Origin of the sequence: Fusicatenibacter saccharivorans, assembly GCF_027667425.1 — a bacterium.
GTDB classification, from domain to species: Bacteria; Bacillota; Clostridia; order Lachnospirales; family Lachnospiraceae; genus Fusicatenibacter; species Fusicatenibacter saccharivorans.
Window position 1 is genome coordinate 15,985 of the sequence record NZ_JAQEGR010000014.1, and the last position, 15,935, is coordinate 31,919.

At 49.3% G+C, this 15,935-nt stretch carries 15 protein-coding genes and 1 other RNA gene; 3 read left to right on the forward strand and 13 right to left on the reverse strand.

The features are described 5' to 3' along the window. Window positions 1-5: 5 nt before the first annotated feature. The 9 genes from PGS38_RS13195 to ffs form a co-directional block, all read right to left on the reverse strand. Window positions 6-947: a transketolase family protein gene (locus PGS38_RS13195; RefSeq protein ID WP_055219295.1), complete on the reverse strand. Its 942-nt coding sequence runs from the start codon at window positions 945-947 to the stop codon at window positions 6-8. After that, window positions 935-1,774, reverse strand: a complete 840-nt coding sequence (locus PGS38_RS13200) for a transketolase (protein WP_055219293.1) — start codon at window positions 1,772-1,774, stop codon at window positions 935-937. The genes PGS38_RS13195 and PGS38_RS13200 overlap by 13 nt, the downstream gene beginning before the upstream one ends. 109 nt (window positions 1,775-1,883) lie before the next feature. Then, window positions 1,884-2,537 (reverse strand): fructose-6-phosphate aldolase, encoded by a 654-nt coding sequence (fsa, locus tag PGS38_RS13205; RefSeq protein ID WP_022463272.1) that lies wholly within the window; start codon window positions 2,535-2,537, stop codon window positions 1,884-1,886. Between the two features lie 280 nt (window positions 2,538-2,817). Then, complete coding sequence (locus PGS38_RS13210; protein ID WP_022463271.1) at window positions 2,818-3,921, reverse strand: LacI family DNA-binding transcriptional regulator; 1,104 nt, start codon at window positions 3,919-3,921, stop codon at window positions 2,818-2,820. 2 nt (window positions 3,922-3,923) lie between these two features. Beyond that, window positions 3,924-4,520: a recombination mediator RecR gene (gene recR / locus PGS38_RS13215; RefSeq protein WP_022463270.1), complete on the reverse strand. Its 597-nt coding sequence runs from the start codon at window positions 4,518-4,520 to the stop codon at window positions 3,924-3,926. Continuing rightward, entirely contained in the window at window positions 4,520-4,873 is a 354-nt protein-coding gene (locus PGS38_RS13220; RefSeq protein WP_022463269.1) for a YbaB/EbfC family nucleoid-associated protein, read from the reverse strand. Before PGS38_RS13220 ends, recR begins: the two co-directional genes overlap by 1 nt. A 33-nt stretch (window positions 4,874-4,906) precedes the next feature. After that, window positions 4,907-6,556 (reverse strand): DNA polymerase III subunit gamma/tau, encoded by a 1,650-nt coding sequence (dnaX, locus tag PGS38_RS13225; RefSeq protein ID WP_118641038.1) that lies wholly within the window; start codon window positions 6,554-6,556, stop codon window positions 4,907-4,909. A 143-nt stretch (window positions 6,557-6,699) separates the two neighbouring features. Next, the gene (locus PGS38_RS13230; RefSeq protein ID WP_022463267.1) at window positions 6,700-7,779 is read right to left on the reverse strand and encodes a 6-phosphofructokinase; all 1,080 of its coding nucleotides are present in this window, start codon (window positions 7,777-7,779) and stop codon (window positions 6,700-6,702) included. Window positions 7,780-7,973: 194 nt separating this feature from the next. After that, an RNA gene (gene ffs / locus PGS38_RS13235) (signal recognition particle sRNA large type) lies at window positions 7,974-8,236 on the reverse strand. 214 nt (window positions 8,237-8,450) lie between these two features. Between ffs and PGS38_RS13240 the strand changes: the two genes are divergently transcribed. The 3 genes from PGS38_RS13240 to asnA all read left to right on the forward strand — a co-directional run bounded on the left by PGS38_RS13240 (window position 8,451) and on the right by asnA (window position 11,407). Further along, window positions 8,451-9,194, forward strand: coding sequence for a ThuA domain-containing protein (locus PGS38_RS13240; protein ID WP_118641036.1), 744 nt, complete (start codon window positions 8,451-8,453; stop codon window positions 9,192-9,194). A 133-nt stretch (window positions 9,195-9,327) separates the two neighbouring features. Beyond that, entirely contained in the window at window positions 9,328-10,179 is an 852-nt protein-coding gene (locus PGS38_RS13245; protein ID WP_117805070.1) for a sugar phosphate isomerase/epimerase family protein, read from the forward strand. Window positions 10,180-10,393: 214 nt separating this feature from the next. Further along, window positions 10,394-11,407 carry an aspartate--ammonia ligase gene (gene asnA, locus PGS38_RS13250; RefSeq protein ID WP_022463264.1) on the forward strand — a complete coding sequence of 338 codons (1,014 nt, stop codon included), beginning with the start codon at window positions 10,394-10,396 and terminating at the stop codon, window positions 11,405-11,407. Between the two features lie 111 nt (window positions 11,408-11,518). Here the strand turns inward: asnA and PGS38_RS13255 are convergent, their stop codons facing one another. The 4 genes from PGS38_RS13255 to rpsG all read right to left on the reverse strand — a co-directional run bounded on the left by PGS38_RS13255 (window position 11,519) and on the right by rpsG (window position 15,935). Next, on the reverse strand, window positions 11,519-11,809 hold the full coding sequence (locus PGS38_RS13255; RefSeq protein ID WP_147397741.1) for a hypothetical protein: 291 nt from the start codon (window positions 11,807-11,809) through the stop codon (window positions 11,519-11,521). Between the two features lie 131 nt (window positions 11,810-11,940). Continuing rightward, window positions 11,941-13,134 carry an elongation factor Tu gene (gene tuf / locus PGS38_RS13260; RefSeq protein WP_022463261.1) on the reverse strand — a complete coding sequence of 398 codons (1,194 nt, stop codon included), beginning with the start codon at window positions 13,132-13,134 and terminating at the stop codon, window positions 11,941-11,943. A 197-nt stretch (window positions 13,135-13,331) separates the two neighbouring features. Then, a complete protein-coding gene (gene fusA, locus PGS38_RS13265) occupies window positions 13,332-15,449 on the reverse strand; it encodes an elongation factor G (protein WP_055219269.1) in 2,118 nt (705 codons plus the stop codon). Between the two features lie 15 nt (window positions 15,450-15,464). Continuing rightward, window positions 15,465-15,935 carry a 30S ribosomal protein S7 gene (gene rpsG, locus PGS38_RS13270; protein ID WP_022463259.1) on the reverse strand — a complete coding sequence of 157 codons (471 nt, stop codon included), beginning with the start codon at window positions 15,933-15,935 and terminating at the stop codon, window positions 15,465-15,467.

The following is a 15,935-nucleotide window of genomic DNA, read 5'->3' on the forward strand; positions in this document are numbered from 1 at the left end:
AAATCTTATTTACAGAACTCTTTTACCTGCTCGTAAACGCCCTCGCCGTCGAGTTTGTATTTTGCAAGAAGAGCGGCTGCCGGGCCGGACTCTCCGAAGACGTCCTGTACACCGATTTTCTTCACCGGAACCGGGCATTTCTCTGCCAGTGCGTCGCAGACTGCGCTTCCAAGTCCTCCGATCACCGAGTGCTCTTCTACGGTTACGACTTTGCCAGTCTCTTTTGCTGCTGCAACGATCAGCTCCTCATCCAGCGGTTTGATGGTGTGGATGTTGATGATCTTGGCATCAATGCCGTCTGCGGCAAGTTTCTCTGCTGCTTCCAGAGCGGAGCTTACGCAAAGGCCTGTTGCAACGATGGTGACATCCTTGCCTTCACGAAGAACAACGCCTTTTCCGAGCTCAAATTTGTAATCCGGTCTGTCGTTGATCACCGGCACTGCCAGACGTCCGAAACGAAGGTAAACCGGTCCGTTGTATTCATAAGCTGCTTTCACGCAGGCTTTTGCCTCTACATCATCTGCCGGGTTCAGGATGACCATGCCCGGGATGGTTCTCATCAGGGCGATATCCTCGTTGCACTGATGTGTTGCGCCGTCTTCTCCTACGGAAATTCCGGCATGGGTAGCACCGATTTTTACGTTCAGATGCGGGTATCCGATGGAGTTGCGCACCTGCTCAAACGCACGGCCTGCGGCAAACATCGCGAAGGTGCTTGCGAACGGAACGATGCCTGTGGTGGAAAGACCGGCAGCGATTCCCATCATATTACATTCTGCGATACCACAGTCGATGTGGCGGTCCGGATATGCTTTTTTGAACACACCGGTCTTGGTTGCTGCTGCAAGGTCAGCGTCGAGTACGATCAGATTGTCATGCTCTGCGCCAAGTTCAACCAGTGCATTACCGTAACTTTCTCTTGTTGCGATTTTCTTTACTTCTGACATAACGCTTCACCTGCCTTTTCCAGTTCTGCCATAGCAATTGCGTACTCTTCATCGTTCGGAGCTTTTCCGTGCCAGCCTACCTGGTTCTCCATGAAGGAAACGCCTTTTCCTTTTACGGTCTTTGTGATGATGGCGGTCGGCATGCCTGTTACGGTGCGCGCCTCATCAAATGCAGCTTTCAGCTGATCGAAATCGTTGCCGTCCGCTACGTTGATTACGTGGAAGTTGAATGCCTCGAATTTTTTGTCGATCGGGTACGGACTGTTGACATCTGCTACGTTTCCGTCGATCTGAAGTCCGTTGTTGTCTACGATCACAACGAGGTTGTCCAGATGTTTTGCTCCGGCAAACATGGCTGCCTCCCAGACCTGACCTTCCTGGATTTCACCATCGCCAAGAAGTGTATAAACACGAAATGCTTTGTTCTGCAGTTTTGCACCGAGTGCCATTCCGACTGCTGCGGAGATTCCCTGTCCGAGGGAACCGCTTGACATATCAACGCCCGGGATATGTTTCATATCCGGATGTCCCTGCAGGTAAGAGCCAAGGTGACGAAGGGTCAGCAGGTCTTCTTTCGGGAAGTAACCTTTTTCAGCCAGTGCTGCGTAGAGTCCCGGCGCTGTGTGGCCTTTCGAAAGTACAAAACGATCGCGGTCCGGATCTTTTGGATTTTTCGGATCCACGTTCATTTCTTCAAAATACAGATACGTGAAAATATCGGCTGCAGACAGAGATCCGCCCGGATGGCCGGCCTTTGCTGCATGAACGCCGCTGACGATCCCTTTGCGGATCTCATTGGCCGTCTTCTGAAGTTCTAACTTGTTCATGTCTTTTCTCCTTGTTTAGTTGGATCGGAATCAAAAGCTGGAAATATCGCTATTGTTCACTTCGTTCACAATACCATATTTCCAGCTTTTATGCAATCATGTTTAGGTCTTATTCGCCGAATACAGCTTTGTAGTCAGCCTGGAATTTTGCGATTCCGGCGTCGGTCAGAGGATGTTTGGTCATCTGCACGATTACGTTGTATGGAACAGTTGCAATGTCTGCACCAGCCAGTGCGCAGTCGGTTACGTGGATCGGGTTGCGGACGCTTGCTGCGATGATCTCGGTGTCGATGCCGGCTACGTCGAAGATCTCAACGATTTCACGGATCAGATCAACGCCGCGGGTGCTGATGTCATCGAGTCTTCCAAGGAATGGGGAAACATAAGTTGCACCTGCTCTTGCAGCCAGAAGTGCCTGGTTTGCGGAGAAGATCAGGGTTACGTTTGTCTTGATGCCCTCTGCGCTCAGAACTTTAACAGCTTTGAGTCCTTCTACGGTCATCGGGATTTTAACAACCATGTTTGGATGGATGGCTGCGATCTCACGGCCTTCTTTGATCATGCCTTCTGCATCTGTTGTGGTAGCTTTTACCTCGCCGCTGATCGGTCCGTCTACGATCTCGGTGATCTCTTTGATGACCTCTTTGAAGTCACGTCCTTCTTTTGCGATCAGGGACGGGTTGGTGGTAACGCCGCAGATAACGCCCATGTCGTTTGCTTTTTTAATGTCCTCTACTTTTGCTGTGTCGATGAAAAATCTCATGTTGTTTTTCCTCCCATATTCATACTTTCGTAAGGTTTCGGGGCCTGTTGTTTTCCGCAGAACGGCTCCGTTTTTCTGTTATCTCCAGTATAGATATGTTTGGTTTTTCCGTCAAGTCTGCCTCATTTTTATTAATTAATTTTATTATTTATAAATACTATTTTATAAATTATTCTGGCGGATTTTTTCTCATTTTTTCCGGTTTTTCCTTTTCTTTGTGTTTTCCCGGTTTGCGTCAGAGCTGTTTTATTCAAAATTATTAATAATAATTTCAGCCGTCCTATTTATTTTTTAATTTTTCGGTTCTTGCATACGAAGTGCTGCGCCGCACGATCAGTTTCGGCTCATACTCGACATGATACGTGCTTAAGGGTTCATTGCCGTCCTGGCTTTCCCGAAGAGACTGGATTTTCCGCAGGATGATATCGCACGCATCGCGGCCCTTCAATGGCACATAGTGGTCGATCGTCGTCAGGGAAATCGAGCGGAAGCTGGAATAGACAGTGTTGTCACATCCCACTACGGAAATATCCGCCGGAATGCGCAGTTTGCTCTCGAGCACGGCGTCCATGATCCCGAACGCGATCATATCATTCATGCCGACGATTGCCGTAAGGTTCTTGTCCTCCCGCAGCAGTTCCTTCGTCAGATAATAGCCCATCTTGTACTCAGAATCCATGCTCGGGATCACCTCGTCGAGGTCCTCATCCGCCGATTTGACGATCACGCCGTCGCCGTATCCTGCCTCCTCAAACTCGCGCACAAAGCCCTCCACGCGTTTCAGGCGCTGGCCCTGTTTGGAAGTCAGCGGAGGTGAAACAAACGCCACATGCCGGTGTCCCAGTTCCAGCAGGTGGCGTGCCATCAGCCTGCCGGGTTTTGCATTGTTCAGCTCGACCGCATCAATTTCCAGCAGTTCTTCTCGGTTGTTGATGATGACAAGCGGAATCTCCGCGGCCAGCTCCTCCACTTTTTCCTTGCAGCTTCTGCTCGGATTGCAGGTGTAGATAATGCCGCGCGGGCGCACACTCTTCATCATCCGAAGATAATTCTCTTCGATTTTCAGGTCCCTCTGCGTATTGCAGACAAAGACCCCGTAATTCTTCTCTTTTGCAACTTCTTCGATGCCGTGCAGCAGCATCACATAGTAAGGATTCGTCAGCGTCGGACAGAAGACGACGATCAGCTTGTTGCCGTTCGACTCTCTTCTCATCTTCCGCCGCGGAATCTGGTAGCCCAGCTCTTTTGCCGCCGCCTCCACTTTTTCTACGGTTTCCCGCGAGAACGAAACGTTTTCCCGCCGGTTCAGGATCATGGAGACCGTCGCCTGGGATACGCCTGAGGCTGCTGCGACATCACTGGATGTCACTTTTTTTCTGCCCATAATTACAGCTCCGTTCTGCCCTCTAACGCACGCAGAAGGGTGACTTCGTCAATATTTTCCAGATCGCCGCCCACCGGAACACCGCTTGCAATCCGCGTCACCTTGATGCCGGTCGGCTTGATCAGCTTGCTGATGTACATGGCCGTTGTCTCGCCCTCCAGGCTGGAGTTCGTGGCAACGATAACCTCCGAGACATCGCCCTGGAGGCGCTGCATCAGCTCTTTTAACCGGATGTCGTCCGGCCCAATCCCCAGCATCGGGGAGATGGCCCCGTGCAGGACGTGGTAAACGCCGTCGTATTTTCCGGTTTTTTCATATGCCGCAAGATCCTGCGTCGTCTCCACCACCATGATCACGCTGTGGTCGCGCTTGACATTTGCGCAGATCGGGCACAGCTCTTTGTCGGTCAGGGTCTGGCAGCACTTGCAGTACTGGACGTGGGATTTTGCTTCTGTGATCGAATCGGCCAGCCGTTTTGCCTGGTCGGCTGGCATATTCATAATATGAAAGGCCAGTCGCTGTGCGGTTTTCACACCGATGCCAGGCAGATGGGACAGCTGCTCGATCAACTGATTGATGTATCCGCTGTAGTAATCCATCAGAACGGGAATCCTCCGCCCATGCTGCCGAGTCCGCCGGCAAGTTTGCCCATAGCTTTGGCTGCCTCGTCCTCAACTTTGCGCAGTGCTTCGTTGGTTGCTGCCATGATCAGATCCTCGAGCATTTCTACGTCGTCCGGATCTACGGCATCTTCGCTGATTTTAACTTTGGTTACTTCTTTTTTACCGGAAATGGTTACTTCTACGGCTCCGCCGCCTGCTGTCGCAGTGAACTCTTTCTCCTCCAGTGCTTTCTGGTTCTCTTCCATCTGCTTCTGCATTTTCTGAGCCTGCTTCATCAGATTGTTCATGTTGCCCGGCATTCCTCCCGGGAATCCTCCTCTTTTTGCCATGGGTAATATCCTCCTGAAAAATTTGTTTTTAATTTATTCTTCCCCGTCGTCGAAGTCGCTCTCGTCGTCCTCCTCGACCGGGATTCCATGAATCGCCTGCGTCAGTGCATCATCCACGGAAATCGTGGAGAGCGCGGCGTTTGCATGCTGGTCTGCTAAAATGAGCTGGACCTCTACGGTTTTTCCAGTCATCTGTTCAATAATGGTGCGGATCTCATCGGCTGCCTCCGGCCGCTCAACGTAGATGGATGCGAGCTGGTCTGCAAACTCAACAAACAGTTTGGCGTCGCCCGTCTCGCTGTTGTATTTCGGAACGGCGCTCTGCAGAAACTGGCGGAACATGCCGCTTGTCTGGCCGACAATTGCCTTCCAGGACGCGCTGATGCGCTGTAAATCCGCCGGTGCAGCTTTCACTGGTGCCGGTGCACTCTGCGGTGTTTCTGCCGCCGCATAGCCGTCTCCGGCCGCTCCGGAGCCTCCTGCACTGCCGTTTCCTGTTCCCGGTGCATTTGTCACCATCATCGGGATTCCGCGCTCCATTTTTTCTTCGAGAATCCTAAGCCGTTCCAGCACGGATTCGATGTTCTGCTCCATCTGCGGTTTACAGAGTTTGACGAGCGCCACCTCAACGAGCACGCGCTTCTGCGCCGCATAGCGGAGCTGGCCGGAGAGCTCGGATAAAACGCGGATATAGTGGATCAGCGTCTCATCGTCTACCATCGTGCTCTCTTCTTTTAAGAGCTTCAGGTTTTCTGTAGAGACGTCGAGCAGTTCTTCGGTTTCATCTGCGCTTTTTACCAACAGCAGATTCCGCAGATACCACGTAAAGTCGGTAACGAACTGTCCCAGCTCTTTTCCGCGGTTTAAAAGGGTTTCCAGCGTGCGGATGCTTCCCGTTACATCCCCGGCGAGGATCGTGCGGAGCATCTGGCTGAAGATTTCGGTATCAACAGTTCCGAGAACTTCAAGAACTTTATCGTACGTCAGCTTCTGCCCGAGGTAGAAGGCGATGCACTGGTCCAGGAGGCTTAACGCGTCTCGCATGGAGCCGTCGCCCGCCTTTGCGACGTAGCGGATGGCTTTTTCTTCGACGTCCACGCCCTCTTTTTCCATCAGTTCACCAAGACGCGCCGCGATGGTGTCGATCGTGATGCGGCGGAAATCGTACCGCTGGCATCTGGAAAGGATCGTCACCGGGATTTTGTTTGCCTCTGTGGTCGCCAGAATGAAGATGACATAGGACGGCGGCTCCTCCAGGGTTTTTAAGAGTGCATTGAACGCTCCGGTAGAAAGCATATGCACCTCGTCGATGATATAGACTTTATACCGTCCCTGTGTCGGCCGGTAGGCTACCTCCTCACGGATTTCACGGATGTTGTCGACACCGTTGTTCGATGCCGCATCGATCTCGATGACGTTCGTGGAAACGCCCGCCAGAATCGCCTTACACGTCGGACATTCGTTGCACGGGCTTCCGTCCACGGGATGTTCGCAGTTGACCGAGCGGGCGAGAATCTTGGCGATCGTCGTTTTTCCTGTTCCGCGGGTTCCGCAGAACAGATACGCATGACCGATGCGGTCCGCGCGGATCTGATTTTTTAATGTTGTTACAATGTGATCCTGTCCTTTTACATCCTCAAAGGTGGAAGGACGGAATTTTCGGTACAGAGCAGTATAGCTCATAAAATTTTTCTCCTTTTATTGCATCGGCATGGAAGCCTGCCGCCGGCAGTTTCTTTTGGACAGCAGTGCAACAGAAGAACGGAGACCTTGTTGTTCTTGCTTTAAGGCCTCCGTTCTTTTTCCTTGCCTTTTTCGGGAACGCATCAATCGCCGAAGCTGATTCCCATCCGTTTTGCCTGCAGGACTTCCTGTGCATTCGGATCTACGGTCTTTAATTTTCCGGCGCACTCGCCCAGCGGAATTTTCTTTACTTTTCCGTTGACCATTCCGACCATGTAGCCGTACTGTTTGTCCAGAATAAGCTGTGCTGCCTCGGATCCGAGTCTTGTGGAAAGGACACGGTCATACGGACACGGGCTGCCGCCTCGCTGCATGTGGCCCGGTACGGTGACGCGGATTTCCATGCCTGTCTTTGCCTCGATTTCTTCTGCGATCTTGTAGGATACGGACGGGTATTTCTTTGCGATTTCTTCCTGACGTTTTTTCAGCTCTTTCTTCGGAAGTGCTGCGTCTTCTTTTGCAATTGCACCCTCGGCAACGGCAAGAATGGTGAATCCGCTTCCGCGCTCTTTTCGTCTGTTGATGGCCTCGCATACTTTTTCAATATCGTATGGAATTTCCGGAATCAGGATAACGTCTGCGCCGCTTGCGATTCCGGCGTACAGCGTCAGCCAGCCTACTTTATGACCCATAACCTCTACGATAAAAACTCTCTGGTGAGAGGAGGCTGTTGTATGGATGCAGTCGATCGCATCGGATGCAATATTGACGGCACTGTAGAAACCGAAGGTCATATCCGTTCCGTAGATATCATTATCGATGGTTTTCGGAAGATGGATAATATTCAGTCCTTCCTCTCTCAAGAGGTTTGCTGTTTTCTGGGTTCCGTTTCCGCCAAGAATGACAAGGCAGTCCAGAAGGAGCTTGTGGTAGGTATGCTTCATTGCTTCCACTTTGTCCAGACCGTTTGCATCCGGGGTACGCATCAGCTTAAACGGCTGACGTGAGGTTCCGAGAATAGTTCCTCCCTGTGTTAATATACCGGAAAAATCTTTTGCACTGAGCATGCGGTAATCGCTGTAGATGAGGCCTTTATAGCCGTTCATGAATCCGTATACTTCGAGATCTTTTACATTGTTTGCAAGGCCTTTTACGACTCCGCGCATGGTCGCATTTAATGCCTGGCAGTCTCCGCCGCTTGTTAACAGACCAATTCTTAACATATGACTTTTCCCATCCTGTTCTTTATTAGATTTTCACGACTGCTTCTTGTTTCTTGGCAGTATTATGGAATGTTTACATTATACCCTATTTTTTTCGTTCTCACAATAGTTCGGGGGAAGAAAGCGCGGGAGTTTCTATTTTTTGTACGAAAAAAGGAAGTCTGGGGTTCAGGCTTCCTTGGATTTTCTTTTTTATGCGCGCCGCACTTCGAACTCTCACCACGAACGTTACTCCTACAGCCTACTCGGCCCAGGCACCCTCACGGCACACAGGAGATTCCACTTAGTGCTGCTGCATTCCTGCCCTGACACGGTTCATGGAGTCCTGTTGCGTAAGACCCAGACGTCAACGTCACTTATAGAAGGCAGCTTCGCAATGAAAGAGCCCTCGGATTGGCATCACCCCCGCTGTAGCGGATTGCGGGTACAGGGCACCGCTATCTCCCCGGCTGCGCATTGTTTAGTATACGGGATTTCGGAGGGGATGTCAAGGAATTTGTGAATTGAAATATTGGTATAGCACGAGTATAATTTATAGTAAGGCCAGAAAATAACGCAAAAATTCAGTACCGCAGAGTGTGAACGACTGCTTTTTTCATTATTTTCAAGATTTGCTATCGATAATTTTTTGAAAATGATACATTTTTTTCTTATAGAAGGAGGATGGACGAATGATACGAGTTACGGTCTGGAATGAGTTTCAGCATGAGCGAACGCAGGAGAAAGTGAAAGAGATTTATCCGGACGGGATTCACACCTGTATTGCAAAGTTTCTGAGACAAGAGGAGGAGCTTTCGGTTCGGACAGCTGTGTTTGACGAGAAGGAGCATGGGCTGACGGAAGAAGTGCTGGCAAATACCGATGTGCTGGTGTTCTGGAATCATATGCTGCAGGAGGAGTTCTCGGACGATGTGGCCGAGCGGGTTCGGCGTCATGTGCTGGCCGGAATGGGGCTGGTAGTTCTGCATTCAGGGCATTATTCCAAGATTATGCGGAAGCTTCTCGGAACAAGTATGACGCTTCGGTGGCGGCATGGGGATCGTGAGAGACTGTTCTGTACGTGTCCGACCCATCCGATCGCGCAGGGAATTCCGGCATGGGTGGATATTCCGGAGGAAGAGATGTACGGGGAGTTTTTTGATATTCCCAAACCGGATGATGTGGTATTTACGGGATGGTTTGCAGGCGGTGAGGTGTTCCGCAGCGGATGCACCTTTACACGTGGGCTGGGCAAAATTTTCTATTTTCAGCCGGGACACGAGGAATACCCCATTTACCATATGCCGGTGATTCAGAAGATTATCAAAAACGGGGTGCGCTGGTGCGTTCCTGTAGTACGAAGACCGGCACCACTGGATAATGCATGGGTGAATCCATCTACAGAGGAAGTGTATCTTTCTTCACACGAAAAATAGCAACTGCAGTTTACCGATATCTGTATCCCGTTTGATTTTTTCAAAACAGGGGTCTGATTTCACGATCAAAAATGTTCTGCAATACGCGGATGGAATCTGCGTACACATTGCATAAATCAGGAGGAAATGTTATATGAGAAAGCTTTCCGTTTTTTACGAACACATTCTACAGGCGTGTGAGCAATCCGGTAAGACGATTCCGGAAGTGCTCGCGTTCTGCAGGGATCAGGGAATTTCGGCTGTTGAGATGAACTACAGTCTGTTTGCATCAGAAAAAGAGGTCATTGCCCCGATGCTTTCCGATGCGGGGCTGGTGATCAGCTGTATGCATGAAACCTTTGATTTTTCCCATGATACGGATCTTGGCAGAGCACAGCAGATGCTCGATACTGCGGCATCGCAGCAGGTTTCGCGTGTCCTGTTTGTTGCAGGCGCGCTTGAAACTGCCGAAGCGGCAGAGCTTGCAGCCTGCAGCAGCACCTATGAGGCAACGAGTACTTTTATGGCCGAAAACAAATCGATTCAAAATATGGTACATGCGCTTTCCTCACTCGCCGAATATGCGGCTTTGCGTGGCGTTACGATTACCTTAGAGGACTTTGACGGTTTTTTACAGCCGTTTGCACGCACATATCCGCTGCTCTGGTTTATGGAGCACGTGCCGGGGCTGCGGTATACGCTTGATATCGGAAATTTTGCTTTCAGTGATGAGGATGTTTCGTATGCTGCCTGGCTTCTGAAGGATTATATTGTCCATGTTCACTGTAAGGATCGTGCCGAAAGCCCGCTCGTTCACGGACGTTTCTGCCGCGGCCTTGGCCAGACACCGGCCGGAACGGGATATCTGCCGATGGCAAAGCTTCTTACAGATTTAGAAGCGTGCGATTACGACGGTTATCTCGCCATCGAGCATTTCGATGCGCCGGATCAGTTATCGTTCATCGAACAGTCCGCAGCGTTTCTGCGCCAGTGGGTTTCCGAATAATTCCGCCTCTTTCATAAGCGCTCTGATTTTCGGAAAAATTCGTATTTCCGGGGAGAATTTCAGCAAAAAAATTATGTCGAAAAAATTCTTTACTATCTTTGGTTTTTTCGTATCTTTTCCTTGCTTTCCATGGAAAACATGGTAAACTAAATTTGAAGCTTTTTGAGAAGGCGTGATTCGAAAAGCAAATCTAAAACAAGAGGGTTTTAAAGTAATGGGAGAAATTATTATTCCGCAGGGTTACAAATCTGCATTAAACCTCCACGATACACAGGTGGCGATTAAAACAGTAAAGGATTATTTCCAGCACGAGCTGACACATCGTCTGCATCTGCTCCGTGTAACAGCTCCGCTTTTTGTACAGCCGGAAACCGGCTTGAATGACAATCTGAATGGCGTAGAACACCCGGTTTCTTTTGAGTTAAAGGATCAGGGTACCAAGAAAACCGCTGAAATTGTTCAGTCTCTGGCAAAATGGAAACGGTACGCGCTTCACAAATACGGCTTCTCTGAGGGAGAAGGCATCTACACCGATATGAACGCCATCCGCCAGGACGAGGTGACCGACAACATTCACTCCGTTTACGTGGATCAGTGGGACTGGGAAAAAATCATGTCCCCGGAAGAACGCAATCTTGATTTCTTAAAGAGTACCGTAAAAGATATCTATGAGGCACTGAAAAACACGGAAAAACATATGGCAGACCAGTACGACTACATCGAAACCATTCTGCCGGATGAAATTTTCTTTATCACTTCCCAGGAACTTGAGGATCGCTATCCGGATCTGACTCCAAAGGAAAGAGAGTATACAATCACCAAAGAAAAAGGTGCTGTCTTTATTATGCAGATCGGCGGCGTGCTTGCTTCCGGAGAGCGTCAGGACGGACGTTCCCCGGACTACGACGACTGGTCCTTAAACGGCGATCTGATCGTTTATTATCCAGTGCTTGACATCGCCCTTGAGCTCTCCTCCATGGGTATCCGCGTCAACGCAGATGCTCTCCGCGCCCAGTTAAAGGAGTGCGGATGCCAGTCCCGCGCGAAGCTTCCCTTCCAGAAATCTATTCTGAACGGCACTCTCCCGCAGACAATCGGCGGCGGTATCGGACAGTCCCGTATCTGTATGTTTTTCCTGCGCAAAGCGCACATCGGAGAGGTACAGTGCTCGGTATGGCCGATGGAGACACGAGAGGTGATGGATGTGATGAATATTCAGCTTCTGTAAGAAATTCTCTGTCTTTTCTCAAATTTCTGTTCTTCTTTCAGAAGATCAAAAAGAAGAATTCCCATGCAGTATTTCCGCACAGGAATTCTTCTTTTTTCTTATTTTTTTATCTTACATCCACGTAACCTTCGGCATTCCGCGAAGATCTGCTTTTACATCACAAGAAAATGTTTCCCCCTCATGGGCCTCTATTACTTTTGCATTTTTTAATCCATCTTCTCCAACTGCCTTTTTGCCTAAATGGCCGCCTAAAACAGCTCCCAGTCCGCCGCCAAGAGCAGCTCCAAAGGCTGCATTTGCAACATCACCGGCTCCGATTTTTCCCATAGGCTTTCTTGTAATCGCAATCGTATGGGCACCTGCTTCGATTGGAATTACATACGGTTGTTTTGCAGCTCTCAACTTTTGCGGTTCTTGATCATCTATATACAGACAGAAAAACCCCGGTCGCCTTACGGCGCCGGGGTCTCTTACGTTTGAGCACAAGTATCTTTCGATACAATTATATTTTATTTAGAATAGTCTACCGATAATTAGTCGATCAGAGTAGCAACACGGCCTGATCCAACGGTACGGCCACCCTCACGGATAGCGAAGGTAAGACCCTGATCCATAGCGATCGGGTGGATCAGTTCGATGGTCATCTCTACGTTATCGCCAGGCATGCACATCTCAGTTCCTTCCGGAAGAGTGATAACACCTGTTACGTCAGTTGTACGGAAGTAGAACTGCGGACGATAGTTGTTGAAGAATGGAGTATGACGGCCACCCTCGTCTTTTGTCAGAACGTATACCTGAGCGGTAAATTTGGTATGGCAGTGAACGGTACCTGGTTTAGCCAGAACCTGTCCTCTTTCGATCTCTGTTCTCTGAACACCACGAAGCAGAGCACCGATGTTATCACCAGCCTGAGCCTCATCGAGGAGTTTACGGAACATCTCGATACCAGTTACAACAGTTTTCTTGGTCTCTTCTTTCAGACCTGCGATTTCAACTTCCTCATTCAGATGAAGAACACCAGCCTCAACACGGCCAGTAGCAACAGTACCACGACCAGTGATGGTGAATACGTCCTCTACAGGCATGATGAAGTCTTTATCTGTGTCACGCTGCGGATCCGGGATCCAGCTATCTACTGCATCCATAAGCTCCATGATTTTATCTCCCCATGGGCCAGCCGGATCTTCCAGAGCTTTCAGAGCAGAACCCTGGATGATCGGAGTGTCATCTCCCGGGAAGTCATACTCGTTCAGCAGCTCACGGATCTCCATGTCTACCAGCTCAAGCAGCTCTTCGTCGTCTACCATATCGCATTTGTTCATGAATACAACGATGTAAGGTACACCTACCTGACGGGACAGAAGGATGTGCTCTTTTGTCTGAGCCATAACACCGTCTGTAGCAGCTACTACAAGGATAGCTCCGTCCATCTGTGCAGCACCAGTGATCATGTTCTTTACATAGTCAGCATGGCCTGGGCAGTCAACGTGTGCATAGTGTCTTTTCTCTGTCTGATACTCAACGTGTGCAGTAGAGATTGTGATACCACGCTCTCTCTCTTCCGGAGCTTTATCGATATCTTCGAAGTTCTCAGCAGTGTTTCCTTCTACTCTGGTAGAAAGTACTTTTGTGATAGCTGCGGTCAGAGTTGTTTTACCATGGTCAACGTGGCCGATGGTACCAATGTTACAATGCGGTTTTGTTCTTTCAAATTTAGCTTTAGCCATTTTAAAATGTCCTCCTTAAAATTGCGCCCAGTGGGCTTTTTTGAGACTAAATTGGTGGCAGGAACCCACCTGAATCGTAAACCTGCTAAGTCTGATTATATTGCATTTCCGTCTTATTTGCAAGGGAAATCTCAGAAAAATAATACTTTTAGGCTGTGCAGCCTTTGACAGCTGCACACCCGATTATTTTTCTTACATTATTTTGCTTTTGCAGACAGAACTTTTTCCTGTACGTTTTTCGGAACCTGCTCGTATTTATCAAAGAACATGGAGTAGTTACCACGTCCCTGAGTTTTAGAACGAAGGTCTGTTGCGTAACCGAACATTTCAGCCAGCGGTACGAATCCACGGATCATCTTTCCGCCGCCGATGTCATCCATACCCTCGATACGACCACGACGGGAGTTGATATCACCGATAACATCACCCATGTAATCTTCCGGAGTGGAAACTTCGACTTTCATGATAGGCTCAAGAAGAACCGGAGCACCCTTCTGCATAGCTTCCTTGAATGCCAGAGAACCAGCAATGTGGAATGCCATCTCAGAAGAATCGACCTCATGATAAGATCCGTCGTATACATTTGCATGAACACCGACTACCGGGAAGCCTCCCAGGATACCGGCTTTCATAGCCTCTTCGATACCTTCGCCTACAGCCGGGATATACTCTTTCGGAATAGCTCCACCGACAACGGTAGACTCGAATTTGTAAATCTCTTCGCCGTTTGCATCCATAGGCTCGAATTTAACTTTACAGTGACCATACTGTCCACGTCCACCAGACTGTTTTGCATATTTGCTGTCGATGTCTGCCGGTTTGGTAATGGTCTCTTTGTATGCAACCTGCGGAGCACCTACGTTAGCCTCTACTTTGAACTCACGAAGCAGACGGTCAACGATGATTTCCAGATGCAGCTCACCCATACCAGCGATGATGGTCTGACCAGTTTCCTGATTGGTGTGTGCACGGAAGGTCGGATCCTCCTCAGCCAGTTTTGCAAGGGACTCGCCCAGTTTGCCCTGGCCTGCTTTTGTCTTAGGCTCGATAGCCAGCTCGATAACCGGCTCCGGGAACTCCATAGACTCAAGGATTACCGGATGCTGCTCGTCGCAGATGGTATCACCTGTTGTGGTGAACTTGAATCCGATTGCAGCTGCAATGTCACCGGAGTAAACTTTATCCAGCTCCATACGTTTGTTTGCATGCATCTGAAGGATACGTCCAACACGCTCTTTTTTATCTTTTGTTGCATTCAGTACGTAAGAACCGGAGTTCATGGTTCCTGAATACACACGGAAGTATGCCAGCTTACCAACGAATGGGTCTGTCATAATCTTGAATGCCAGTGCGGAGAACGGCTCGTCATCGGAAGAATGTCTTACGATCGGGTTTCCGTCCAGATCGGTACCCTCGATTGGCGGGATATCGGTCGGAGCCGGCATGTACTCAAGAATAGCGTCCAGGAGTTTCTGAACACCTTTGTTTCTGTATGCAGAACCGCAGCATACCGGTACAGCTGTACACTCGCAGGTAGCTTTACGCAGAACTGCTTTCATCTCGTCTACAGACGGGATATCATCATCCAGATAACGCATCATCAGCTCATCATCCAGCTCGCAGATTTTCTCTACCAGCTCGGTGTGATACAGCTCAGCGTCGTCTTTCATATCTTCCGGGATATCAACGATGGAGATATCATCGCCCTTATCGTCGTTGTAGATGTAAGCTTTCATCTCGAACAGATCGATAATTCCCTTGAATTCATCTTCCTTACCAATTGGAAGCTGAAGGCAGATAGCATTTTTACCAAGTCTGGTCTTGATCTGATCTACAGCGTTGTAGAAGTCAGCACCAAGGATGTCCATCTTGTTGATGAATGCCATACGCGGTACGTTGTAGGTATCAGCCTGACGCCATACGTTCTCAGACTGAGGCTCTACACCACCTTTTGCACAGAACACGCCGACAGCGCCGTCCAGTACACGAAGAGAACGCTCTACCTCTACGGTAAAGTCAACGTGGCCTGGGGTATCAATGATGTTGATACGGTGCTCAAGAGCGCCCGGTTTCGGCTTGCAGTTCTCTTCCAGAGTCCAGTGGCAGGTTGTAGCAGCTGAAGTAATTGTGATACCACGCTCCTGCTCCTGTTCCATCCAGTCCATGGTAGCAGTTCCTTCGTGAGTATCACCAATCTTGTAGTTAACACCGGTATAGTACAGGATACGCTCGGTCAGGGTTGTTTTACCTGCATCGATGTGAGCCATAATACCAATGTTTCTGGTTCTCTCTAATGGATATTCTCTTCCAGCCAACGGATTTTCCTCCTCTTAGAATCTGTAGTGAGCAAATGCCTTGTTAGCCTCTGCCATCTTATGAACTTCTTCTTTCTTCTTCACAGAAGCACCTGTGTTGTTAGATGCATCCAGAATCTCGTTTGCCAGTCTGTCTTCCATGGTACGCTCGCCTCTCTTACGAGAATAAGCGGTCAGCCAACGAAGGCCAAGAGCCTGACGTCTGTCCGGTCTTACCTCGATCGGTACCTGATAAGTAGCACCACCGATACGTCTTGCTTTTACTTCAAGAACCGGCATGATATTGTTCATTGCTTCTTCAAATACTTCGATTGCTGGTTTTCCAGCTTTTTCTTCTACTTTAGCAAATGCGCCGTATACGATTTTCTGGGCAACGCCTCTCTTACCATCCAGCATGATGTTGTTGATCAGCTTGGTTACCACTTTGTTATTGTATAACGGATCTGCTAAAACATCTCTTTTCTGAGTATGTCCTTTACGTGGCAC

Excerpts from the sequence above, each read along its gene's own strand:
- PGS38_RS13220 (WP_022463269.1), bottom strand. The coding sequence starts at position 4,873 with ATGGCAAAAAGAGGAGGATTCCCGGGAGGAATGCCGGGCAACATGAAC.
- recR (WP_022463270.1), bottom strand. The coding sequence starts at position 4,520 with ATGGATTACTACAGCGGATACATCAATCAGTTGATCGAGCAGCTGTCC.
- fsa (WP_022463272.1), bottom strand. The coding sequence starts at position 2,537 with ATGAGATTTTTCATCGACACAGCAAAAGTAGAGGACATTAAAAAAGCA.
- PGS38_RS13245 (WP_117805070.1), top strand. The coding sequence starts at position 9,328 with ATGAGAAAGCTTTCCGTTTTTTACGAACACATTCTACAGGCGTGTGAG.
- tuf (WP_022463261.1), bottom strand. The coding sequence starts at position 13,134 with ATGGCTAAAGCTAAATTTGAAAGAACAAAACCGCATTGTAACATTGGT.
- PGS38_RS13210 (WP_022463271.1), bottom strand. The coding sequence starts at position 3,921 with ATGGGCAGAAAAAAAGTGACATCCAGTGATGTCGCAGCAGCCTCAGGC.
- PGS38_RS13195 (WP_055219295.1), bottom strand. The coding sequence starts at position 947 with ATGTCAGAAGTAAAGAAAATCGCAACAAGAGAAAGTTACGGTAATGCA.
- dnaX (WP_118641038.1), bottom strand. The coding sequence starts at position 6,556 with ATGAGCTATACTGCTCTGTACCGAAAATTCCGTCCTTCCACCTTTGAG.
- asnA (WP_022463264.1), top strand. The coding sequence starts at position 10,394 with ATGGGAGAAATTATTATTCCGCAGGGTTACAAATCTGCATTAAACCTC.
- PGS38_RS13200 (WP_055219293.1), bottom strand. The coding sequence starts at position 1,774 with ATGAACAAGTTAGAACTTCAGAAGACGGCCAATGAGATCCGCAAAGGG.
- PGS38_RS13240 (WP_118641036.1), top strand. The coding sequence starts at position 8,451 with ATGATACGAGTTACGGTCTGGAATGAGTTTCAGCATGAGCGAACGCAG.
- PGS38_RS13230 (WP_022463267.1), bottom strand. The coding sequence starts at position 7,779 with ATGTTAAGAATTGGTCTGTTAACAAGCGGCGGAGACTGCCAGGCATTA.